Source organism: Micromonospora sp. WMMC250 (assembly GCF_027460215.1).
Lineage (GTDB): Bacteria > Actinomycetota > Actinomycetes > Mycobacteriales > Micromonosporaceae > Micromonospora > Micromonospora taraxaci.
Genome location: NZ_JAPZBJ010000002.1, coordinates 2,093,093 through 2,115,734 on the forward strand (window position 1 = coordinate 2,093,093; position 22,642 = coordinate 2,115,734).

Annotated in this window: 17 protein-coding genes; 4 read left to right on the forward strand and 13 right to left on the reverse strand. The window is 71.5% G+C overall.

Going from position 1 to position 22,642, the window contains the following annotated elements:
• Window positions 1-13: 13 nt before the first annotated feature.
• Complete coding sequence (locus tag O3438_RS09020; protein ID WP_269679522.1) at window positions 14-547, reverse strand: flavin reductase family protein; 534 nt, start codon at window positions 545-547, stop codon at window positions 14-16.
• Between the two features lie 162 nt (window positions 548-709).
• Between O3438_RS09020 and O3438_RS09025 the strand changes: the two genes are divergently transcribed.
• Window positions 710-1,507: an SAM-dependent methyltransferase gene (locus tag O3438_RS09025; RefSeq protein WP_269679523.1), complete on the forward strand. Its 798-nt coding sequence runs from the start codon at window positions 710-712 to the stop codon at window positions 1,505-1,507.
• A gap of 55 nt (window positions 1,508-1,562) precedes the next feature.
• Here the strand turns inward: O3438_RS09025 and O3438_RS09030 are convergent, their stop codons facing one another.
• The gene (locus O3438_RS09030; RefSeq protein WP_269679524.1) at window positions 1,563-2,135 is read right to left on the reverse strand and encodes a cellulose binding domain-containing protein; all 573 of its coding nucleotides are present in this window, start codon (window positions 2,133-2,135) and stop codon (window positions 1,563-1,565) included.
• Between O3438_RS09030 and O3438_RS09035 the strand changes: the two genes are divergently transcribed.
• Both O3438_RS09035 and O3438_RS09040 read left to right on the forward strand, forming a co-directional pair.
• A complete protein-coding gene (locus O3438_RS09035) occupies window positions 2,128-2,412 on the forward strand; it encodes a hypothetical protein (RefSeq protein WP_269679525.1) in 285 nt (94 codons plus the stop codon). The two genes, O3438_RS09030 and O3438_RS09035, sit on opposite strands and share 8 nt — an antisense overlap.
• Window positions 2,413-2,651: 239 nt before the next feature.
• Window positions 2,652-3,725 (forward strand): hypothetical protein, encoded by a 1,074-nt coding sequence (locus O3438_RS09040; RefSeq protein ID WP_269679526.1) that lies wholly within the window; start codon window positions 2,652-2,654, stop codon window positions 3,723-3,725.
• Window positions 3,726-3,763: 38 nt separating this feature from the next.
• Here the strand turns inward: O3438_RS09040 and O3438_RS09045 are convergent, their stop codons facing one another.
• On the reverse strand, window positions 3,764-4,861 hold the full coding sequence (locus tag O3438_RS09045; protein ID WP_269679527.1) for a winged helix DNA-binding domain-containing protein: 1,098 nt from the start codon (window positions 4,859-4,861) through the stop codon (window positions 3,764-3,766).
• Between the two features lie 141 nt (window positions 4,862-5,002).
• A complete protein-coding gene (locus O3438_RS09050; RefSeq protein WP_269679528.1) occupies window positions 5,003-6,259 on the reverse strand; it encodes a phosphodiester glycosidase family protein in 1,257 nt (418 codons plus the stop codon).
• A 301-nt stretch (window positions 6,260-6,560) separates the two neighbouring features.
• Between O3438_RS09050 and O3438_RS09055 the strand changes: the two genes are divergently transcribed.
• Window positions 6,561-12,098, forward strand: coding sequence for an ATP-binding protein (locus tag O3438_RS09055; RefSeq protein ID WP_269679529.1), 5,538 nt, complete (start codon window positions 6,561-6,563; stop codon window positions 12,096-12,098).
• Window positions 12,099-12,169: 71 nt separating this feature from the next.
• On the opposite strand, the gene O3438_RS09060 is transcribed toward O3438_RS09055, so the two are convergent.
• From O3438_RS09060 to O3438_RS09100, 9 genes are all read right to left on the reverse strand, one after another.
• Complete coding sequence (locus tag O3438_RS09060) at window positions 12,170-12,748, reverse strand: sigma-70 family RNA polymerase sigma factor (protein WP_269679530.1); 579 nt, start codon at window positions 12,746-12,748, stop codon at window positions 12,170-12,172.
• 67 nt (window positions 12,749-12,815) lie between these two features.
• Complete coding sequence (locus tag O3438_RS09065; RefSeq protein WP_269679531.1) at window positions 12,816-14,711, reverse strand: ABC transporter ATP-binding protein; 1,896 nt, start codon at window positions 14,709-14,711, stop codon at window positions 12,816-12,818.
• Complete coding sequence (locus O3438_RS09070; RefSeq protein WP_269679532.1) at window positions 14,708-16,414, reverse strand: ABC transporter transmembrane domain-containing protein; 1,707 nt, start codon at window positions 16,412-16,414, stop codon at window positions 14,708-14,710. Before O3438_RS09070 ends, O3438_RS09065 begins: the two co-directional genes overlap by 4 nt.
• 69 nt (window positions 16,415-16,483) lie before the next feature.
• Window positions 16,484-17,026, reverse strand: coding sequence for a gluconokinase (locus O3438_RS09075; protein WP_269679533.1), 543 nt, complete (start codon window positions 17,024-17,026; stop codon window positions 16,484-16,486).
• Complete coding sequence (manD, locus tag O3438_RS09080; RefSeq protein ID WP_269679534.1) at window positions 17,016-18,245, reverse strand: D-mannonate dehydratase ManD; 1,230 nt, start codon at window positions 18,243-18,245, stop codon at window positions 17,016-17,018. Before manD ends, O3438_RS09075 begins: the two co-directional genes overlap by 11 nt.
• Window positions 18,246-18,283: 38 nt before the next feature.
• A complete protein-coding gene (dgoD, locus tag O3438_RS09085; RefSeq protein WP_269679535.1) occupies window positions 18,284-19,432 on the reverse strand; it encodes a galactonate dehydratase in 1,149 nt (382 codons plus the stop codon).
• A gap of 7 nt (window positions 19,433-19,439) precedes the next feature.
• Window positions 19,440-20,255, reverse strand: coding sequence for a carbohydrate ABC transporter permease (locus O3438_RS09090; protein WP_269679536.1), 816 nt, complete (start codon window positions 20,253-20,255; stop codon window positions 19,440-19,442).
• Window positions 20,252-21,202, reverse strand: a complete 951-nt coding sequence (locus tag O3438_RS09095; RefSeq protein ID WP_269679537.1) for a carbohydrate ABC transporter permease — start codon at window positions 21,200-21,202, stop codon at window positions 20,252-20,254. Before O3438_RS09095 ends, O3438_RS09090 begins: the two co-directional genes overlap by 4 nt.
• Before the next feature lie 75 nt (window positions 21,203-21,277).
• Entirely contained in the window at window positions 21,278-22,516 is a 1,239-nt protein-coding gene (locus tag O3438_RS09100) for an ABC transporter substrate-binding protein (protein ID WP_269679538.1), read from the reverse strand.
• Window positions 22,517-22,642: the final 126 nt, after the last annotated feature.

The following is a 22,642-nucleotide window of genomic DNA, read 5'->3' on the forward strand; positions in this document are numbered from 1 at the left end:
CAGGTCGGCGCGGTCAGGCCGCCGGTCGGCGGATCGTCGCGGTCTGGTCGGCGGCCAGCCCGGCGTAGCGACCTCTGTGGTACAGCAGCGGCGACCCGACGTCGGCGTGCCGGAGCACCTCCGGCTCGGCCAGCACCACGGCGTGATCGCCAACTGCCACCCGGTCGACGATCCGGCAGAGCAGCCAGGCCAGGGTGTCGTCGAGGATCGGCACGCCCTCCGGGCCGGTCCTCCAGCGGGTGGGCCCGGCGAACCGGTCGACGCCGCTGGTCGCGAAGGTTCGGGCCAACTCCTGCTGGTGGTGGGCGAGCAGGTGCACCGCCACATGTCGCGCACGGGCGACCGCGGGCCAGCTCGACGAACCGAGGTTCAGGCAGAACGAGACGATCGGCGGTGCCAGCGACACCGAGGTGAACGAGGTGGCGGTGAAGCCGACAGGCGGCGTGCCGGGAGCGGTGACCACGGTGACGGTGCTGGCCTGGTGACGCAGCAACGTCCGCAGCGCGTCGCTGTCGGCGTCGACCAGGGCCTCGGTGGACTCGGGCATGACAGCGATTTTCCTACCAACTAAGTAGGATTTCAAGCCCCCGGACCGGGTGGGCGTCGCAGGGCCTCCCACCTGCCGTCGACAGTGGACACCGCCGGAGTACGATCCCGCTCACACCTCAGTGGTGACCTCCAGCTCTCGACCCCTCGATAGGAGCCTGGCATGGCCGGTCCGGACCCCGAACTCGCCGCGAAGCTTCAGCCCGACGTGCCGCACGCGGCGCGTATCTGGAACTACTGGATGGGCGGGAAGGACAACTTCCAGTCCGACCGGGCGGCCGGCGACGCCGTGGCCGAGGTCTACCCGGAGATCGTCGTCATGGCGCAGCAGTCCCGCGTGTTCCTGGTGCGGGCCGTGCGCCACCTGGCCGCCGAGGCGGGCATCCGGCAGTTCCTGGACATCGGCACCGGCCTGCCCACCATGCAGAACACCCATGCCGTGGCCCAATCCGTCGCGCCGGACTCCCGGATCGTCTACGTCGACAACGACCCGATGGTGCTGGTGCACGCGCGGGCGCTGCTGGCCAACACGACCAGCGAAGGTGTCACCACCTACGTGCCCGCCGACTACCACGACCCGGAGAAGATCCTCGCCGAGGCGGCGCAGACACTCGACTTCGACCAGCCCATCGCCGTGATGTTCATGGGCGTGCTGGGCTACGAACCCAACCTCGACGTGGTGCGCTCGATCGTCGAGCGGACCATGGCCGCGATGCCCTCCGGCAGCTACCTCGTGCTCTGGGACGGCACCGACACCAGCCCCGAGGTGGTCTCCGGAGCCGAGCGGCTGGCGCAGAGCGGTGGAGTCCCGTACATCCTGCGCAGCCCGGAGGACCTCGACACCTGCTTCACCGGGCTGACCAAGGTCGAGCCGGGCCTGGTGCCCATCCCGCTGTGGCGGCCGGAGGAGCCCGACGCCGCCGGCATCGACGCCTACGGCGCCGTGGCCCGCAAGCCCTGACCGACGCGACGCCGCCCCGCCTCCGCCGTGACGGCGGGAGCGGGGCGGCCGTCGTTCAGCGGGCGCAGCTCACCGTCAACCCGTCGGGCACCGAACTGGTCGCCGCGAGCAGACCGAACGTCGTCACACCGTCCAACGCCAGCGTTCCGTTGTAGGCGGCGTTGCGGACCGTGACGTCGACACCGACGGTCTCGGCCACGCCACCCCACACCGACTGGACACGCTCGTCGCCGGACCACCGCCAGGACACCCGCCACCGGTCCAGTGGCTCACTCCCGGTGTTGCGGACCGTGACCGTGGCGACGAAGCCGCTGCCCCAGCGGGCGTCGATAGTGGCCGTCGCGCTGCAGGAGGCCAGCGGCGCGGTCCGCGCCGGCCCGATCATGTACGGGTCCCGCCGGCCCTCGGCGTCGGTGAACCGGTACCAGTACTCCGTGTCGGGCGTCAGCCGGTCGACGGTGACAGTGCCGTTGCGCTCCGCTGTCCCGGAGACCGCCGACACGACCGGCGCCCGCCACTGCTCGGCGTCCTCGCGGTTGGCGAAGAGGCTGACGGTCATCGGCGGGTCGTAGCCGCACGGCGGACGGGAAAGGATCGAGTAGGAGAGGGTCACGCTCGTCGTGGTCACCCCGGCGACCCTTGCCGTGATCGGCAACGCGGGCGGGCACGCGACCGTCGGCGTGGGCCCCGGTGGCATCGTGGTCAAGGGTGTGGCCCCTGTGGCGCCCGTGGCGTTCGTGGCGTTCGCCCCACCCAGGACGGCGAGCGCCACGGTCGTGGCGGCGAGGAACATGCGAAGCATCGGAACCTCCGGTGGTTACCGGGCACCGATGACCGAGGTGGTAGCCGGTGCCGCGCTCGGGTTGCCGGTCGCCGACGAGGACTGCCCGGCACGGGTGACCTGACCACCGCGTGCGTCCCGCGGACCGGAGAAGGTGTGGTGCGCGCTGGCTCCCGAGCACGACCGAACCACAGCATGGCAGTCGACAAACATCGATGCAAGCGCGTGCCCGGCCCCCGGAAAAGGGGCCGTCCGCGGTCCGTCGGGAATCGTCCGTCTTCTCTTCGCCGAACGGACACGCGCCGGGCTCCCACGCCGACAATGATTCATCGTTGCCTATCACTTCGGACGTGGGAGCACACCATGCTCGACAGAAGCGCCAGGACCCGGCGACCCCGGACGATGAGGACGCTGATCGCGGCGGCCGCCGCCGCGCTGCTGACCGCCTCTCTCCTCGCCGCGCCGACGCCGGCCGCGGCCGCCGTCAGCCGTGCCGAACTCGCCCTCCGCTGGGCACCCATCCACTACCAGGACGTCGACGCCACCGGGAGCCACGCACTGAGTGGCCAGTCGGACTACATCACCGCGGTCGACTTCGACGGTGACCTCAACGGCCGCAACAACTGGGACCGGGCCGGCCAGGCGGGCACCTCACTCGCCGCCCACGCCTACTACTCGGTCGTCGAGACGAGCACCCACTGGTACATCACGTACTTCTTCTTCCACCCCCGCGACTGGACCGACCACCCGTTCTTCGAGACCGAGCACGAGAACGACGGCGAGGGCGCCCTGTTCGCCATCGAACGCGACGGCTCCCCGTACGGCGTCCTCCGCTCGGCCGTCACCGTGGCGCACAGCGACTTCTACTCGTACACGCCGGCCGGCAGCACCTGGACCAGTGGCCGGGAGAGCATCGACGGCACACTGCAGTTCCAGGCGTCACCGCACGACGCGTTCCAGCACCCGGTGACGGCACAGGAGGCTCAGGGCCATGGCCTGAAGGCCTACCCGCAGTACGCCATCAACGGCGACGGGCTGATCTACTACCCATCGACGGTGGCCGAGACGCCGAGCAGCAGCAACGACCGCGACGTCCGGTACAAGCTGATCGACATCTTCGCCGACGGTGGACTGTGGGCGCAGCGGTCCAACCCGAGCCTGTTCGCCAGCCTCGGCACGTTCGCCGGTGACAACTCCGGCGACTGCGGCGTCGGCACCTGGAGTTGCTCGACCAACTCGGCGAACGCGCCCTGGGGCTGGGACGACGGCAACGATCTCCCCGCGCGCGGGGAGATCGCCAGCGACCCGGCGAAACTGTCGGCCGAGTACTTCACTGCGCCGGCGGGCCTGGCGCGCACCTACAGCTACAACCCGTACGCCACAGCGGCGACGGCGCTGGCCGAGGCGGCGAGGACGGCACCGCCGACCGTCGACTGACGCCTGCGCCTCCCCGGTGGCGGGTATTCCCGCACCCGTCACCGGGGCGACGGGGCCACCCGCACCCGGTCGCTCTCGTCGTCGGAGAGGAACAACGCCAGGGCGTGCCCCTGCTCCTGCACTGCGTCGCGGTCGGCGCGGCCGAGGTTGGTGAGTGGGTTGACGGTCACGGTGCCCGCCTCGACGGCCCAGGTGGCGGCGACCCGGCCGTCGACCAGCACCACGCGTTCACCGGCCACCGAGAGGAGACGGTGCGCGTCGTCGATGATCCTGCTGCGGTCGTCGTAGCCGAGGATCGCGTTGTCGAACGCCGGCAGGAACCGCACCGGGGCGGGTGTGTCCGGGTCGGGGCGCGGCGCGTCGGGCAGGTCGATCAATTTCCGACCGCGCTCGTCGCGAAAGGTCACCAGCTCGTCGCGCATCTCGGCAACGGCCGCCGGCAGACCGGCGAGGCCGCACCAGGCGCGCAGGTCGGCGGTGGCAGCGGGCCCGAACGCGGTCAGATAGCGGCGGACGAGCACCGTGCCGACGGGATCGGCGCCCTCCGGGGTCGACGGGTCGACGTCCCGGCCCAGCCACGCGGAGAGCAGGACATGCCGCACGCCCCCCTTCGTACGCCACAGGCCGCGCGGTGGCAGTTGGATCAACGGGAGGAGCGCGAGGGCCATCTCGCCCAGCGCCCGTGGACCCGCAGACGGCCAGCGCTCGGCGAGCGCCCGCCCGATCTCCGGCATCGAGCGCGGCTCACCGTCGGCCAGCACCTTCCGGGCCGCCACGGCCAGCTCGTCGAGGTCGACGCCGGTCAACTCGCCGCGGTAGACGCCGAGCACCCGTTGGCGCAACATGGCGTCGTGACGGGACCGCCAGGCCACGGCGTCGTCGGCGACGACCAGGTGGACGGTGCGGCGCATCAGGTGGGTGCGCACCACGCGTCGCTCGGTCAGCAGGTGCGAGAGCACCGCCGGGTCGAAGGCACGCAGCCGCGACCAGAGCCCGACGAACGGCTCCTGCGGCTCCTGCGCCTGGAGACCGCCGAGGTGCGCGACGGCGTCGGGGACCGGCATCTCGGCGCGATCGAGGAGCAACTGCCGGGCAAGCGTCGCGCGGTTGAGCGCCCGCGAATCGAGAACGGTCACGTCCCCATTCTCCGTCGCGGGGCGACAGTCTCCGGGACGACAGGGTCCGGGGGCGACAGGGTCCAGGACGACAGGGTCCGGATGCGGATTCGCCCCAACCGGCGGGCACCGGGCGGGGCGAATCCGTACGGGTCCGACAGGTCAGTGGCGGCCCACGAAGATCCCGATGCCGTTGGCGACAGCGCGCTCCGTACCGTCGGACGGGATGTTGCGGGCGGTTGCCGCAGCCTGGCCCGGCTCGCGGACGGCGACCGTGCTCGATCCGCCGCCGTCCAGGTTCACGGCGTCGTACGCGCCGAGCGAGCGCATCAGGTCGGCCAGCTCCGCGATCGTGAAGCCCGCGCTGGCCGGGGCGCGGCCGGCGAGGGCGACCAGGTAGACGGTCCTGCCGTCCGGGCTGACCCCGGCGGAGCTGCGTACCGCGGCGGTCTTGGTGTCGAGGCCGACCAGCGGCGCGCCGTCGCGCAGGATCGGCGCTCCGCCGACCGCGAAGGTCAGCTTCGGCTTGCCGACGGAGTCGAGCTTCTCGCGCACCTGGACCCGGTCGCCCACGGCGAGGTCGTCGAGCGCGTCCGCGCCGCCCTCACGGCCGACGAGCACCTGGGTGTCGGCGGGGATCGCGCCCGCGCCCGGCACCCGACCCACTGCTGTCACCACGCCGTCGCGCACTGTTACCTCGTAGGTGTGGGTGCTGCACGGGTCACTGCGGCTGGTGTCGGAGCCGCAGGTCGACCGGATTCGGGAGGCGGCACCCCAGTCGGAGGTGAACAGGCCGACGCCGTCGACCGGGAGGGCGTACTGGTTGAGGCCGCCGAGGGCGATCGTGCCCTTGGCGCTGCGCACCTCGCCGTCCAGGCTCAGGGTGTCGACGCGCGCCTTGCCGTTGACGCCCACCCCGAACACGTCCCGGGTCGAGGTGCCGGGGGCCAGGCCGGGGCCGAAGCGCTGCGCGGTGGGCACGGCGAACTTCAACTCCTCGCCGTCGGCGATCTCCGGGCCCGACGAGGAGTAGGTCGGGGTGACGCCGGCGTGGGTCTCGCTGTTGTTGAAGAAGTCGCCGTTGACGCCGGCGACGGCCCCCTGGTCGTTCGTCATGGCCGAGACGACAGTGCGCTGCGCGACCGCGTCGGGGTGCAGCAGGTCCAGGGATACCGTGTTCTTCTTCAGGTCGGCCGTGAGCAGGTAGCCGACGGTGACACCGCGCGGCGTGGCCACCTGGAACGAGCCGTACGTGACGCCCGGCGCGAGCTGCTCGGTGGCGGTGACGACGATCGGGGTGCCCGCCTCGGTTACCGTGGCGGTCGCGGCGTGGGCTGCGCCGACCGGCGCGACGAGCGTGCTCAGCCCCGCGGCGAGCAGCAGCGCCAGACTCGGGCGTACGAGGTTGGATGACCTCATTGCCGCTCCTCTCGTGATGCGATTCCTGGTCTGGGCCGGGAGGATCGAACCGGCTGGTGGTCCGGCCCGGCGATGATCTTCCTGAGCAGCCGACCAGGCCGGGGTGAACACGGGAGGCGGTCGACGTGAACCGCTCGGGCCGACTTGATCAACTACCGGAGCCGGCGCCTGGGTGCCAAAAAGTTTTGTGCACTTCCTACAACTGAGCGACTGTTGGTTCGGTGGTTGCGCCATAGCGCTGGCCGCCGCCAGCCGGAAAGGTGATCACTGCAGTTCAAGGTCTAGCTAAGGGGTCAGTCGGGTGTTCAACCGTGTCGCCATCGTCAACCGTGGTGAAGCCGCCATGCGGCTCATCCACGCGGTCCGCGAGTTGGCCGCGGAGACCGGCATCCAGCTCGAAACCGTCGCGCTCTACACCGACGTCGACCGCACCGCCACCTTCGTCCGCGAAGCGGACATCGCCTACGATCTCGGCCCGGCATCCGCGCGCCCGTACCTCAATCTCCAGGTGCTGGAACGCGCCCTGACCGAGACCGGGGCCGACGCCGCCTGGGTCGGCTGGGGCTTCGTCGCCGAGGATCCGGCGTTCGCGGAACTGTGCGAGAAGATCGGCGTCACGTTCGTCGGGCCGAGCCCGGACGCCATGCGCCAGCTCGGCGACAAGATCGGCTCCAAGCTGATCGCCGAGGAGGTGGGCGTTCCGGTCGCCCCGTGGAGCCGGGGCGCTGTCGAGACCCTGGCCACGGCCCGGACGGCGGCGGCCGAGATCGGCTACCCGCTGATGCTCAAGGCGACAGCGGGCGGCGGCGGGCGCGGCATCCGGGTGATCCGGAACGAGGCCGAGCTCGACGACGCGTACGAGCGGACCAGCCAGGAGGCCGCGCGGGCCTTCGGCAGCGGCATCGTGTTCCTGGAACGCCTGGTCACCGGGGCCCGGCACGTCGAGGTCCAGGTGATCGCCGACGGGCAGGGCACCGCCTGGGCGCTCGGCGTCCGCGACTGTTCGGTGCAGCGGCGCAACCAGAAGGTCATCGAGGAGTCGGCGTCACCGGTGCTCGACCCGGCGCAGGCCGCCGAACTCAAGGCGTCGGCCGAGCGGCTGGCCGTGGCGGTCGGCTACCGCGGGGCGGCGACCGTGGAGTTCCTGTACCACCCCGGGGACCGGCTGTTCGCGTTCCTGGAGGTCAACACCCGCCTCCAGGTCGAGCACCCGATCACCGAGCTGACCACCGGGTTCGACCTGGTCAAGGCACAACTGCACGTCGCCTCCGGCGGCCGGCTCGAAGGCACGCCGCCGGTGGAGCGCGGCCACGCCATCGAAGCCCGGCTCAACGCCGAGGATCCCGACCGTGACTTCGCGCCGTCCCCGGGGCGGATCGCGCGGCTCGACCTGCCCAGCGGCCCCGGCATCCGGGTGGACACCGGCGTCAGCGAGGGCGACACCATCCCCGCCGACTTCGACTCGATGATCGCGAAGATCATCGCGTACGGCCGTGACCGCGACGAGGCGCTCGGCAGGCTGCGTCGGGCCATGGCGAACACCACCGTGATCATCGAGGGTGGCGCGACGAACAAGAGCTTCGTGCTCGACCTGCTCGACCAGCCTGAGGTGATCGACGCCAGCGCGGACACCGGCTGGATCGACCGCGTCCGCGGCGAGGGCCGACTCGTCACCCACCGCCACAGCGCGGTCGCCCTGGCCGCCGCCGCCATCGAGGCGTACGAGGAGGAGGAGCGCGTCGAGCGGCAGCGGCTGCTGTCGACGGCTGCCGGCGGACGCCCCCAGGTGCAGCACGCCAGCGGACGACCGCTCGACCTCAAGCTGCGCGGCGTCGGCTACCGCACCCGGGTGGCCCGGGTCGGCCCACACCGGTTCCGCGTCGGCATCGAGGCGGGCAGCGTCGTCCGCACCGCCGACGTCGAGCTGGACCGGTTCGACCGGCACACCGGCCAGATCGTCGTCAACGGCATCCGCTACCGCCTGCTCACCGGCACGTACGGGCCGACCCACCTGGTCGAGGTGGACGGTGTGACCCACCGGGTCAGCCGCGACGAGGGTGGCGTCCTGCGCTCCCCGATGCCGGCGCTCGTCGTCGCCACGCCACTGGAGATCGGCGCCGAGGTCGAGGCGGGCGCGCCGGTGCTGGTGCTGGAAGCGATGAAGATGGAGACGGTGCTGCGGGCGCCGTTCAAGGCCCGCCTCAAGGAGTGCGCCGTCTCGGTGGGCAGCCAGGTGGAGGCGGGCGCGCCGCTGCTGCGCCTGGAGCCACTGGCGGACGACGCCGAGGAGGCCACTGACGGGCCGACCGGCGAGACCGTCGAACTGGACCTGCCGAGCGCCGCCGAGGACGTCCCGACGGACGAGCGCGTCCGGCGCGGTCAGGAGGACCTGCGGGGGCTGCTGCTCGGCTTCGACGTCGACCCGCACGACGACCGTCGGGTGCTCGACGGTTACCTCACCGCGCGGCGACAGGCCACCGACGTGAGCCAGCGGTCCGGAAACGGTCAGCGGCCGCTCGCCGCCGAACTCGACCTCATCGAGGTGTTCGCCGACCTCGCCGAGTTGAGCCGTAACCGGCCGACCGGCGAGGACGGCGGCGGCGCCCACGTGCACAGCGCCCGGGAGTACTTCCACACGTACCTGCAGAGTCTCGACGTCGAGCGGGCCGGGCTGCCGGACGCCTTCCAGACCAGGCTCGCCAAGGCGCTCGGAAGGTACGGCGTCACCGACCTGGAACGCTCCCCCGCGCTCGAAGCGGCCGTGTTCCGGATCTTCCTGGCCCAGCAGCGGGCGTCCGCCGAGGCCACTGTCGTCGCGACACTGCTGCGCGCCTGGCTGCGGGAGACCCCGCCGGACGAGTCGTTGCGCGAGCCCGCCGGTCTCGCGCTGGAGCGGCTGATCGCCGCGACGCAGGTGCGTTTCCCCGTGGTCGCCGACCTCGCCCGTGGCGTGGTGTTCGCCTGGTTCGCCCAGCCACTGCTGCGACGCAACCGGGCCCGGGTGTACGCCGAGGTCCGTGGGCACCTGCGGCACCTGGACGCGCAACCGGACGCGGCGGACCGCGCCGAGCGCATCGCCGAGATGGTCCGCAGCACCGAGCCCCTGGTCCGGCTGCTCGGGCAGCGGCTCGTGCGCGACCACCTCGACAACGCGGTGATGCTGGAGGTGCTGACCCGGCGGTACTACGGCAACAGGGCGCTCACCAGCGTGCGTAGCCAGGCCGTCGCGGGCTGCACGTTCGTGGTCGCCGAGCGGGCCGATTCGAGCGTGGTCTCCGCCGCGGTGAGCTTCGACGCGCTGGGCAGCGCGTTGCGCGGGCTGGCCGAGCTGGCCGGCGACGGGGAGTCCGTCGACGCCGACATCTACCTCGGCTGGGAGAACCAGCCGGAGGACTTCGACGCGATGGCGGCGGCGCTGGCCGAGGTGATCGCCGCGCATCCGCTGCCGCCCCAGGTCCGCCGGGTCACCACCACCGTCGCGGGTCGCGGCGGAGCGGTCATGCACCACCACTTCACCTTCCGCCCCTCCGACACCGGGCTGGCCGAGGACCGGCTGATCCGTGGCCTGCACCCGTACATCGCGCAGCGGATGCAGTTGGAGCGGCTGCACAAGTTCGACCTGACCCGCCTGCCGTCGTCGGACGAGGAGGTCTACCTCTTCCAGTGCGTGGCACGGGAGAACCGGGCCGACGAGCGTCTCGTCGCGTTCGCGCAGGTGCGCGACCTGACCGAGCTTCGCGAGCAGGACGGCCGTCTGGTCGCGTTGCCGACCACCGAGGACGCGATCGCCGCCTGCCTCGACTCGATCCGCCGCGCCCAGTCGCTGCGGCCGTCGAAGACGCGCTTCAACACCAACCGCATCGTGGTCTACGTGTGGCCGCCGAGCGAGCTGACCCGCGAAGAGATGGAGATGATCGCCGGGCGCGTGCGCCCGACGACGGCGGGCGCCGGGCTGGAGGAGATCCTGTTCATCGCGCGGCAGCGCGACCGCCGGACCGGCGAACTGACCAAGATCGCCGTACGGATCTCGTTCGACGCCGCGGGCGGCGCGGAGCTGGCCGTCGGTGAACCGCCGGTCGAGCCGATCGAGCCGCTCGACGAGTACCGGCTCAAGGTGCTACGCGCGAGCAGCCGCAACACCGTGTACCCGTACGAGCTGACCGGCCGACTCGGTGACTTCGTCGAGCACGACCTCGACGACGACCACGCCGTGCAGGATGGACGGTGCTCGTCTCCGCCCAAAACCGGCTCCGTCTGCGCTCCGTCGCTAGTACCGGTGGACCGGCCGAAGGGGCGCAACAGCGCCGCGATCGTCGCCGGGGTGGTCACGACGCCGACCGAGCGGCACCCGCAGGGTGTCACCCGGGTGGTGCTGCTCGGTGACCCGACGAAGTCGCTGGGCGCGCTGTCGGAGCCGGAGTGCCGGCGGGTGATCGCCGCCCTGGACCTGGCCGAGCGGATGCGGGTGCCGTTGGAGTGGTGGGCGCTGTCCGCCGGCGCTCGGATCTCGATGACCTCGGGCACCGAGAACATGGACTGGGTGGCCGCCGCGCTCAAGCGGATCGTCGAGTTCACCCAGGCCGGCGGTGAGATCAACATCGTGGTGGCCGGCATCAACGTCGGGGCGCAGCCGTACTGGAACGCCGAGGCGACGATGCTCATGCACACCAAGGGCATCCTGGTGATGACCCCGGACTCCGCGATGGTGCTCACCGGCAAGCAGTCGCTCGACTTCTCCGGTGGTGTGTCCGCCGAGGACAACTTCGGCATCGGCGGCTACGACCGGGTGATGGGCCCGAACGGGCAGGCACAGTACTGGGCGCCGAACCTCACGGCCGCCCGGGACGTCGTGATGGCGCACTACGACCACGCGTACGTCGCCCCCGGCGAGGACGCTCCCCGACGGGCAGTCACCTCCGACCCCACCGAGCGCGACATCTCCGACTTCCCGCACGACGTGGCGGGCAGCGCCTTCCGCACCGTCGGGGAGATCTTCTCCGCCGAGGCGAACCCGGACCGCAAGAAGCCGTTCGACATCCGTACGGTGATGCGGGCCCTCTCCGACCAGGACCACCCGGTCCTGGAGCGGTGGGCGGGCATGGCGGACGCGGACACCGCCGTCGTGCAGGACGTCCACCTCGGTGGCATCCCGGTCTGCCTGCTCGGCATCGAGTCCCGGTCGGTACCCCGGCACGGCTTCCCGCCCACCGACGGCCCGGACACCTACACGGCGGGCACGCTGTTCCCCCGCTCGTCGAAGAAGGCGGCGCGGGCGATCAACGCGGCCAGCGGCAACCGACCGCTCGTCGTGCTGGCGAACCTGTCCGGCTTCGACGGCTCACCGGAGTCGATGCGCAAGCTGCAACTGGAGTACGGCGCCGAGATCGGTCGGGCGATCGTGAACTTCGACGGACCCATCGTCTTCTGCGTGATCTCGCGCTACCACGGCGGTGCGTTCGTGGTGTTCTCGAAGGCGCTGAACCCGAACATGACGGTGCTCGCGTTGGAGGGCTCGTTCGCCTCGGTGCTCGGCGGCGCACCCGCCGCCGCTGTGGTGTTCTCCGCCGACGTCAACGCCCGGACGGCGGCCGACCCGCGCGTGCGGGACCTGGAGGCCAGCGTGGCGGCCGCCAGCGGCACCGAGCGCGCCGCGCTGACCGCGGAACTCGACGAGCTGCGCACGTCGGTGCGGGCGGAGAAGCTCGGCGAGGTCGCCGCGGAGTTCGACCGGGTGCACAACATCCACCGCGCGGTCGAGGTCGGCTCGGTGGACGCTGTCATCCGCGCCGCCGAGCTGCGTCCGCGCATCATCGAGGCCATCGAGTCCCGCCTGGGGTGACACCCGAGCGCAACGTCAGCGCCACCGGTCGTCGACCGGTGGCGCTGACCCGTGGTGGGGGTAGGTCACCCTCAGCCAGTCCGCCGGTCGTGGCCCGGGGCGCTGTCGAGCTGCCAGGCCGTGGCGAGATCCTCGCGTGCCCGGGCCACCCGGGACCGGATCGTGCCGACCGGGCACTGGCAGATCTCCGCCGCCTCGGCGTACGACAGGCCGAGCACCTGGGTGGCGACGAACGCCTCCCGGCGCTCCGGGGCCAGACCGGCGATCAGCTGATGCAGTGTCACGCTCTCGTCGGCCCCGGCGGTGATCGCCCCGGCGGCCTCGGCCGCCGCCTGCCAGTCCGGCACGGACGCCAGCCTCGGCCGGACCACCGCCGTGCGGACGTGGTCGACGGCGACCCGCCGGGCGATCGTGAACACCCACGTGCGGGCCGATGAGCGGCCGGCAAAGCCGGGCAGGTTGCGGAACGCCCGCAGGAACGTCTCCTGGGTCAGGTCGTCGGCCTCACCCGGCCCGGCGAGATGCGACAGGAACCGCCAGACCTGGTCCTGGAGGGCCCGGACGAACGCCGTGGCAGCCTGCCGGTCGCCCTGGCCCGCGTCCTGCGCCCACCGGGTGACCTGGGCGTCGTCAACGCCGCCGGTCCGCACTGACCACCGTCCTGTGTGCCACGGGCGCTCCTTCTCGGCCGGGAGGCCGTCGTCGGGACGCCGCCGGTCAGCCGCGCACTCTGGTTGTCGCCGGCCGGTCCGGAAAAGTTCCCGGGGCTCCCACATCCGGGTGACGGTTCCCCTCGGTGCTCTCCCGTGCGGGCGGCACCGGGTCGGGCGTACGCCAGGAACGCCACAGGTTGCTGTAGCCGCCACCGGCCGCGAGCAGCTCGGCGTGCGTACCGTGCTCGGCGACGCGCCCCTGGTCCAGGACGACGATGCGGTCCGCGGTGGCCGCCTGGCTGAGCCGGTGGGCGACGACCAACGTGGTACGGCCCTCGGTGGCCGCCACGGCGGCCCGGTCGAGGTCACGCGCGCCAGCGCTGCCCGCCTCCGCGGTGGCCTCGTCGAGGACCGCGACGGCCGGGTCGGCGAGAACGAGGCGGGCCAGCGCGAGGTGCTGGGCCTGCGCTGCGGTGAGCTGCCGTCCGCCCTCCCCCACGGCGGTCGCCAGCCCGTCCGGCAGGGTACGCAGCCACCCGGTGGCGCCGACGAGGTCGAGGGCGCGGGTCAGCTCGGCGTCGGTGGCGTCCGGGTCGGCCAGGCGCAGGTCCTCGGCGAGCGGCCCGGCGAACACGTGCACCTCCTGGCTGACCAGGGCGATCTCCCGTCGGAGCTGGTGTTCGCCGAGCTGGGCCAGCGGCACGCCGCGCAGGCGCACCGAACCCTGGCTGGGCTCGATGATGCCGGCGATGATGCCGGCGAGCGTGCTCTTGCCCGCACCGCTCGCGCCCACCAGCGCCACACGCTCACCGGGCGCGAGTCGGAGGGTGATGTCCCGCAGGACCACAGGTCCATCGTCGTAGCGGTGCTGAGCGACTGTCACCTCCAGCGCCGCCGGCTCGGGCCGCTCCGGGCGGGCGGGCCGGCGGCTGTCGGGCGATGCGGTGTCCGGCAGTGTGGTCACCCCGACGAGCCGGGCGAGGCTCGCCCCGGCCTGGAGCACCGAGTCCGACTCGAACAGCAGCAGGCCGATGGGGTTGAAGAGGCGGTGGAAGTAGAGGGCGGCGGTGGTCGCCGCACCGACGGTGGACAGGTCCTCGCGGACCAGCAGGAAGCCGGCGAGCAGCACGGCGGCCAACCCCACGAACTCGGACCTGTTGATGCGCAGCCCGAACCGGGTGAACAGGCCGAAGATCTCCAGCGCCAGGTCGCGGGCGACGCCGGAGCGTTCCGCGATCCGCGCGACGTGCGCGTCCTCCGTCCGGTAGGCGCGTACCGTCGCCGCGCCGCGCAGCGCCTCGGCCGTCGCCTGCGTACGCTCGCCGGTCGCCACCCGCTCGCGGGCGTAGTACGGCACCGACCGCCGGAGGTACCAGCGCAGCGCCAGCGCGTACGCCGGTGCGGCGGCCAGCCCGGCGATGCCGAGCCGCCAGTCGAGGGCGAAGAGCCCCAGCGCTGTCAACACGACGGACAGCGTCGCGCCGAGGAAGGCGGGGCCGCTGGTGGCGATCACGTTCGTCACCACTGCCACGTCGTCGCCGGCCCGGGCCACCAGGTCGCCGGTCCCGGCCCGCTCCAGGGTGGCCGACGGCAGGTGCAGGGCACGGTCGAGGACCCGCTCCCGGAGCCGGGCCAGCACTGTCTCGCCGAGGCGCGCGGCGACCGCGGCTCCGGCCGCGGTGAGGAGCCCCGCGAGCACCGCCGCGCCCGCGATCACGCCCGCCCAGGCCACGACCTGCTGTGTGTCGGTTCCGGCGATGACGTCGTCGACGAGGCGGCCGAGCACCCACGGCGCGACGAGCCCGGTCGCGGACGCGGCGACCAGCAGCGTGCCGGCGACGGCGCTGAGCAGCGGCAGGCGGGCCAGTTCGGTACGGAGGGCGGTCCAGGTCTGCCGGCCGGTGGCGGTCGGCAGCAGGTGCCGGGCCTCGACGCCACCCGCGGTCGACGGGTCGGTCATCGCAGGACCTCCTCCCGGTAGCGGGTGTCGCTGGCGAGCAACAGCTCGTGCGGCCCCTCGGCGACGACCCGACCCTTGTCGATCACGGCGACCCGGTGCGTGACGTGCAGCAGGGCCGGGCTGGTGGTGATCAGCACGGTGGCGCGGGTGTCCGCCGCGCGGACCGAGGCCAACCCTTCGGCGAGCAGTGCCTCGGTCACCGCGTCGACAGCCGTGGTGGGGTTGTGCAGCACCAGCACCGGCGGGTCGGCGACGAGCGCGCGGGCGAGCCCGATCCGCTGCCGCTGACCGCCGGACAGGTTCGCTCCCCGCTCGGTGAGCCGGCGGTCGAGACCGTCCGGGTGTGCGGTGAGCACGTCCTCGGCGGCGGCAGCCCGCACGGCGGCCCGCAGGACCGTGTCGTCGACGTGGGCATCGGCGCTGAGGTTGGCGCGCAGGGTGCCCTCGAACAGCGCCACGTCGTGTGGCTCCACCAGGACCACTGTGCGCGCGGCGTCGATGTGCAGGTCCTCCACGGGTACGCCGTCGACGGACAGCGTCCCCCGGTAGTCCGCGTGGTGCACCCGGCCGGCCAGCAGCGCGACGAGCGCTTCGGCCTCGCTCGGGTCGTAGGCGAGCACGCCCAGGATCTCACCGGCCCGGACGCGCAGGTCGACGGTGTCGAGGCCCGCGTACGAGACCGCGTCGAGGGCGAGCCGGGACGGGCTTGGGGCGGGCGGCCCGGCGTCTCCCGGCGCGAGGATCGGCGCCGCGCCGAGGACCCGCGCGACCCGCGCCGCCGAGGCCCGGGCCATGGCGAACAGTTGTACGCAGTACCCGAGCGTCTGCACCGGCTCGGCGATGAACTGGGCCAGCCCGACGACGGCGACGAGTTCGCCGATGGTGAGCCGACCCTCAAGCGCCAGCCAGCCCGCGACGCCGGCGACCGTCGCGAGGAAGAGGCCGTTGACCATGGTGGTGAGGCCGAGGTGCAGGCCCTTGGTGGTGGCGGCGCGGAGGGTCACGTCGAGGGCGTGCCGGCTGGCGCCCGCGTACCGTCGGGCGGCGTGGTCCTGCGCGCCGATGCCGCGCAGCACGCGCAGCCCGGTGACGAGGTCGACGGCGAGCGCGGTGGTGGCCGCGAGGGCCTCCTGCTGCGACGTGCTGCGCCGGGTGAGCAGCGGCGCCATCCGCTGAAGGGCGACGACCAGCAGCGGTACGCCGACGAGCACCCCGAGCCCGAGGGGGACGTCGACGAGGAGCAGCGCGACGGCCGCTACCACGATCGCGGTGAGCGCCGCGGCGGTGAGCCCGGCGACGCGTACGACAAGCGCGGACAACTCGGCGTCGGAGGCCGTGACGGACAGCAGCTCCCCGTCGCGCAGACCCGAGCGGTGTCCACGCGGGTCGAGGGCGCTTCGGGCAATCTCGACGCGGGTCGTGTGCGCCTCGTGTTCGACAGCGGCGTAGGCGAGCCGGGCGCCGGTGCGGTAGGCGAAGGCGAGGGCGGTGAACAGCGCGGCGAGGCCGGCGAGGGAGAGCAGCAGCGCGGCGACGTCCTCGGTGGCCACCGCCCGGTCGATGATCACGCCGATGGCGACCGGTACGAGGGCCTCGGTGGCCTGGTGGGCGCAGAGCAGCACGATGCCGAGCACCACCCGGCGGCGTTGTCGGCGCAGGGCACGGCGCAGCACCACGCTCCCGCTGATCTCGGCGACTGTCATGCTCGGATCGATGGGGGCATGGCGGCGAACTCCAGTAGGTGAGGGCAGGCTAACCTAACACGTCAGCGGCTACCGCTCCCCCACCGGCGTCCAGACGGGCAGGCCCAGCCTCCTGACGGCTATCGCGACCAGGGCTCGCGGCGGGAGCGAGACGTCGAGCACGAGCACCGACTCGTCCGGATCGGCCGGTTCCAGCGTGGCGAGCTGGGAGTCGAGCAGGCTCGCCGGCATGTAGTGCCCCTCGCGTCGCGCCATCCGCTCCCGGATGACCTCCGCCGGCCCGTGCAGGTGCACGAAGTCCACCTGCGGCGCGCCCTGGCGGAGCACGTCCCGGTACGCCCGCCGCAGGGCCGAGCAGGCCAGCACCGTCGACCGGCCCTCCGCCGCGCGAGCGGCGATCCACCCGGCGATGTCGGCCAGCCAGGGCTGGCGGTTGCTGTCGTCCAGGGGTACGCCGGAGCGCATCAGTGCCACGTTCTCCGGGGAGTGGAACTCGTCCGCCTCGACGAACGTCAGCCCGGTCACCGTGCTGATCCCCCGCGCCACTGTGGTCTTGCCGGACCCGGAGACACCCATCACCACGATGTGCCGGCTACGCGGCTCACCAGTCATGGACCGTGCCGTCCTTGAGCCGGTTGAAGGGCAGGTAGGCCGGCTCGTACGGGAACCGGGCAGCCGCCTCCTCGTCCAGCTCCACCCCGAGCCCCGGCTGGTCGCCCGGGTGCAGGTAGCCGTCGGTGAACGTGAACGACTGCCGGAACACCTCGTTGGCCAGCGGGGTGTGCTTCATGTACTCCTGGATCCCGAAGTTGTGGATGGCCAGGTCCAGGTGCAGTGCCGCGGCCATGCCCACCGGGGAGATGTCGGTGGGGCCGTGGATGCCGGACTTGATCTGGTACTGGGCGGCGAAGTCGAGCAGCTTGCGCATGGCGGTGATGCCACCGGTGTGGGTGACGGCGGACCGGACGTAGTCGATCAACTGCTCGCGGATCAGGGTCTGGTAGTCCCACACCGTGTTGAAGACCTCGCCGATGGCCAGCGGGGTGGTGGTGTGCTGGCGGACCAGCCGCAGCGCCTCCTGGTTCTCGGCCGGGGTGCAGTCCTCCAGCCAGAACAGGTCGTACGGTTCGAGGGCCTTGCCGAGCTTCGCGGCCTGGATCGGGGTCATCCGGTGGTGACCGTCGTGCAGCAGCGGCAGCTCCGGGCCGAACTCGGCGCGGACCGCCTCGAACACGGTGGGCAGGTGGCGCAGGTACGCGCGGGTGTCCCAGTCCTCCTCGGCGGGCAGCGGGGTGCGCTGGGCGGGTTCGTAGTCGTAGCGCTGACCGGTGGCGCTGGGTTGCGCGGCCACGCCGTAGACGGCGTTGATCCCCGGCACCGACGTCTGCACCCGGATCGACCGGAAGCCTTCGTCGAGGTGGCGGCGGATCGAGTCGAACAGCTCGGGGATGTCCCGCCCCGACGCGTGCCCGTACGCCATGATGCCGGTGCGGGACGCGCCGCCCAGCAGCTGGTACAGCGGCATGCCGGCGGCCTTGGCCTTGATGTCCCAGAGCGCGACGTCGACGGCGGCGATGGCGGCCATGGTGACCGGCCCCCGCCGCCAGTACGCCGAGCGGTAGAGGAACTGCCAGGTGTCCTCGATGCGGTGCGCGTCGCGCCCCATCAGCAGCGGAGCGACGTGGTCGCGCAGGTACGAGGCGACGGACAGCTCACGGCCGTTGAGCGTGGCGTCGCCCAGGCCGGTGATGCCGTCGTCGGTGGTGATCTTCAGCGTGACGAAGTTGCGGTCGGGGCTGGACACGATGATGTCCGCGGCGACGATCTTCACGGGGTGCCTTTCCGTTAGTGCCGGTCTGGGGGGTGGTCTCACCACTCCGCGAAGGAGCCGTCGGCGTGCCGCCAGGTCGGGCTGCGCCAGGCGTGACCGCGTTTGTCGGCTGTCCGTATCGCGTGTTCGTCGACCTCGATGCCGAGACCGGGTGCGGTCAGCCGGGACACGTACCCGTCGACGAAGGTCAGCGGGGTCTTGTCGAGGCAGTAGTCGAGCACCTCGGCGCCCAGGTTGTAGTGGATGCCGATGCTCTGTTCCTGGATCAGGAAGTTGGGGGTGGCGAAGCCGACCTGGAGGCAGGCGGCGAGGGCGATCGGCCCGAGCGGGCAGTGCGGGGCGAGCTGCACGTCGTACACCTCGGCCAACGTGGCGATCTTGCGCACCTCGGTGATGCCACCGGCGTGCGCGAGGTCCGGTTGGGCCACCGCGATGCCGGCCTGCAGGACGGGCAGGAACTCCTGCCGGCTGTAGAGCCGCTCCCCGGTCGAGACCGGGGTCGTGGTGCACCGGACGACCTCACCGATCAGGTGCGAGTTCTCCGGCACCACCGGCTCTTCGAGGAAGAACGGCCGGTACGGCTCCAGCAGCGGGGCGACCCGCCGGGCGTTGGCGAGCGTGAACCGCCCGTGGAAGTCGACGGCCACGTCCCGTTGGTCGCCGAGGACCTCGCGGGCGACGGCCACCCGCCGCACCACGGCGTCGAGGTCGGCGACCGAGGCCAGCGGGCCCATCCGCCCGGAGGCGTTCATCTTCACGGCGGTCAGGCCGGCCTCGATGCGGGCGCTGATCTGGTCGCGGATCTCGGCGGGCTCGTCGCCGCCGACCCAACCGTAGACCCGGATCCGGTCGCGGACCGGCCCGCCGAGCAGCTGGTGTACGGGGGCCCCGTAGTGCTTGCCCGCGATGTCCCAGAGCGCCTGGTCCAGACCGGACACCGCGCTGGCCAGGATCGGCCCGCCCCGGTAGAAGGCGCCCTTGGTCAACACCTGCCAGTGGTCCTCGATGCGCAGGGCGTCCTGACCCGTCAGCAGCTCGGCGAGCTGGTCGACGGCAGTGCGGACGGTCTCGGACCGGCCCTCGCAGGTCGCCTCGCCCCAGCCGACGATGCCGGACTCCGTCTCGATCCGGACGAACAGCCAGCGCGGCGCGACGAGGAAGGTCTCCACCCGTGCGATTGTCGTCATCGAGCGGTCAGCCCTTCGTGGCACCGGCGGTGAGGCCGGAGACGACGTACTTCTGCACGAACAGGGCGATCAGCATGATCGGCAGGGTGACCACCGTCGCCGCGGCCATCAGGCCACCCCAGTCGATGCTGGCGTAGCCGACGAAGTCGAAGATCGCGACGGGCAGCGTCTTCGTGTCGGCGCCGGAGAGCACCAGGGCGAACATGAAGTTGTTCCAGCTGAAGATGAACGACAGGATGCCGGCGGTCGCGACGCCGGGCACCGACAGCGGGAGGGTGATCCGCCGGAACGCGCCGATGTGGGTCAGCCCGTCGACGAGCGCGGCCTCTTCCAACTCGGTCGGCAGGCCGTCGAAGTAGCCCATCATGATGTAGACGATCAGCGGCAGCGACACGAACATGTGGCTCAGGACCAGCACGGTGAAGCCGCCGACCATCTTCAGGTTCGAGAAGACGTAGTACCACGGCACCAGGAGCGAGACGCCGGGGATCACCCGGGCCATGAGCACGACCAGCGCTGACTTCTTCATGGCGAAACGGCTCATCGAGTACGCGGCCGGCACCCCGAGCAGCAGCGAGAGCGTCGTCGCCGCGAACGCCACCCAGAGGCTGTTGCCGATGAACTGGAGGTAGTTCGCCTGCTGGAGCACCGTCTCGTAGTTCTTGAGGCTGGGCGAGAAGACGAACGCCTTGGCGGTGTCGTAGATGTCCACGTTGGTCTTGAACGACGCGGCGATCATCCAGAGCAGCGGCGCCATCAGCGCGAACACCACGACGACGAGAGCCGACGTACGGAACACCTGGTACGGCTTGCTCGGCTTCATCGGCCCAGCCCCTTCTTGCGATACGTGAGGGCCCACATCACCCCGATGATGATCAGGAAGAAGATGATGAGGACGGTCGACGAGACGCCGTAGTCGTTGTAGTCGAAGCTCAGGCCGTAGGCGTACACGTTGAGGGTCTCGACCTCGTGGAAGGACCCGCCACCGCGACCCTTCGTCGCGTAGAGGATGTCGAACGTCTTAAGCGCGTCGATGCCGCGCAGCAGGATGGCCACGATCACCGTGGGCATCAGCAGCGGCAGGGTGACGTGCCGGAACCGCTGCCAACTGCTGGCGCCGTCGATCCGGGCCGCCTCCTGGGGTTCGTCGGACAGCGAGGTGAGCCCGGCGAGCAGGATCAGCACGACCATCGGGGTCCACTGCCAGATGTCGATGAACATCGTCGTCGGTAGCGCCGAGTGCTGGCCGGCCAGCCAGGGTTGCGGGCCGATGCCGACCCAGCCGAGCAGTTGGTTCGCCATGCCGATGTTGGGGTCGAAGATCAGGCGCCACATCATGCCGACCGCCACCGGGGTGGCCACCAGCGGCAGGAGGATCGCGACCCGGACCCACTTCTCACCGCGGAAGGGTCGCCACAGCAGCAGGGCGATCGCCATGCCGAGGACGACCTCGAAGAACAGCACGACGCCGGTGAAGAGGACCGTACGCCAGACCGCCGGCCAGAACCGTTCGGTGTCGGTGAGCACGTCGACGTAGTTCTGGACGCCGATGAACTCGAAGTCGGCGCGTACCGAACCCTCGGCGTCGGTCAGGCTCAAATAACCGGTCCACGCCACCGGAAAGATGATCAGCAGGGCGACGAACGCCATGGCGGGCGCCGCGAAGAGCCACTTGCGGTGTTCGTTGGCCCACCGTGACCAGGCGGAGTCTTCCGGGGGCGCCGCAGCGGCCTCGGGCGTGTCGGTGCGGGGGGTGATGACGGCTGACATGAGGGGTCTCCGGGTTCGGGGGTCAGGTCCCGGCGGGGCGGCGGAGCTCGTCGGCTCCGCCGCCCGGCGGTCGGGCTACTTCGCCTCGTCGTCGAGGAACTTCTGGAACGCCGCGTTGGCCGTGTCCGCCGAGGCGGCGGCGTCCTTGCCGGTGATCGCGTCGACGATCGGCTGACCGACGATCTCGCGCGCCTGCGCGACCTTGACCACCAGTGGGCGGTCGTGGCCGACGCCGTTGGCGGTGCTGACCGTGTTGGCCTCGGCGAGATCCTTCGGCAGGCTCGCGGTGCTCGCCGGGTTCGCCCAGACCGAGGTACGGGCACCGGGGACGCCGGCCGTCTGCTGCGCCAGCGCCTGCTCCTTGCCGGCCGCCCACTGGATGAACTTCCAGGCGTTGTCCTTGTTCTCCGAGCTGTCGTTCACGCCGAGCGCCCAGGAGGGGATGTTGTACGGCTTCGATCCGGCCGGACCGGCCGGGAACGCCGCGAAGCCGACGGTGTCGACGACCTTGGACTTGGTCGGGTCGGTGGCGTTCTTGTAGAGCGAGTTGGCCTCGGTGTAGAAGGCCGCCTTGCCCTGCGTGAAGATGGCCATCGCCTCGGACCAGCTCATGTCGGTGCTGATGTTGTCCGGGCCGTGGTCGCGCAGCAGCCCGCCGTAGTAGGCGTACGCCTGCTTGGCCTGCTCGGTGTTGACGGTGGCCTTGCCGCTGCCGTCGACGAAGTCGCCGCCGAAGCTGAACAGGAAGCTGGAGAACTGCGTGACGGCGGCGGCCTTGCCGGTCCGGGCGACGAAGCCGGCGACGCCGGGGTTGTCGGCCTCGACCTTCGCCGCCTGCGCCTTGAGCTCGTCGAGGGTCTTGGGCGGCGCGGTGAAGCCGGACTTCGTCAGCAGGTCCTTGCGGTAGTAGAGGACCTCCTGCTCGGTGATGATCGGCACCCCGACCACCTTGTCTTCGTAGGTCGTCGCCTGCATCGGCCCGGCCTGGAAGTCACCGAGCTCGAAGGCGCTGTCCGACGTGGCGTTCTTGCCCAGGTCGGCGAGGTACTTGTTCTTGCCGAACAGCTTCCCCTCCTGCAACGGCCGGTACATCATCACGTCGAGGTCGGTGGAGCCGGCGTTGAGCTTGACGTTGTACTGGTCGGAGAGCTGGTCCTCGCCGAGCTGGGTGACCTCGACCTTCAACCCGGTCTGCTTCTCGAACTCCGGCAGGGCCTTCTTGATGTTCTCGGTCCAGACGTGGTTGACCAGTGTCACGCGAACGGTCTTCGAGCCCTCGCCGCCGTCGTCACCGCCACAGGCGGTCAGGCCCATGGCTGCGACCACGGCCAGAGAAGTGCCGATTATCGATCGACGTCGCACGCTTGTCTCGCCTTCTGTCGTGGTCACCGCCCCCGGGGGGAGGCCGCTACCTCGGTGTTACATCCGCTTAACATCGGG

Bases quoted from the DNA above. Each gene is read 5' to 3' on its own strand.
- O3438_RS09020 (WP_269679522.1), bottom strand. From the start codon at position 547: ATGCCCGAGTCCACCGAGGCCCTGGTCGACGCCGACAGCGACGCGCTG.
- O3438_RS09025 (WP_269679523.1), top strand. From the start codon at position 710: ATGGCCGGTCCGGACCCCGAACTCGCCGCGAAGCTTCAGCCCGACGTG.
- O3438_RS09040 (WP_269679526.1), top strand. From the start codon at position 2,652: ATGCTCGACAGAAGCGCCAGGACCCGGCGACCCCGGACGATGAGGACG.
- O3438_RS09050 (WP_269679528.1), bottom strand. From the start codon at position 6,259: ATGAGGTCATCCAACCTCGTACGCCCGAGTCTGGCGCTGCTGCTCGCC.
- O3438_RS09065 (WP_269679531.1), bottom strand. From the start codon at position 14,711: ATGACCGACCCGTCGACCGCGGGTGGCGTCGAGGCCCGGCACCTGCTG.
- O3438_RS09070 (WP_269679532.1), bottom strand. From the start codon at position 16,414: ATGACAGTCGCCGAGATCAGCGGGAGCGTGGTGCTGCGCCGTGCCCTG.
- O3438_RS09075 (WP_269679533.1), bottom strand. From the start codon at position 17,026: ATGACTGGTGAGCCGCGTAGCCGGCACATCGTGGTGATGGGTGTCTCC.
- dgoD (WP_269679535.1), bottom strand. From the start codon at position 19,432: ATGACGACAATCGCACGGGTGGAGACCTTCCTCGTCGCGCCGCGCTGG.
- O3438_RS09090 (WP_269679536.1), bottom strand. From the start codon at position 20,255: ATGAAGCCGAGCAAGCCGTACCAGGTGTTCCGTACGTCGGCTCTCGTC.
- O3438_RS09095 (WP_269679537.1), bottom strand. From the start codon at position 21,202: ATGTCAGCCGTCATCACCCCCCGCACCGACACGCCCGAGGCCGCTGCG.
- O3438_RS09100 (WP_269679538.1), bottom strand. From the start codon at position 22,516: ATGGGCCTGACCGCCTGTGGCGGTGACGACGGCGGCGAGGGCTCGAAG.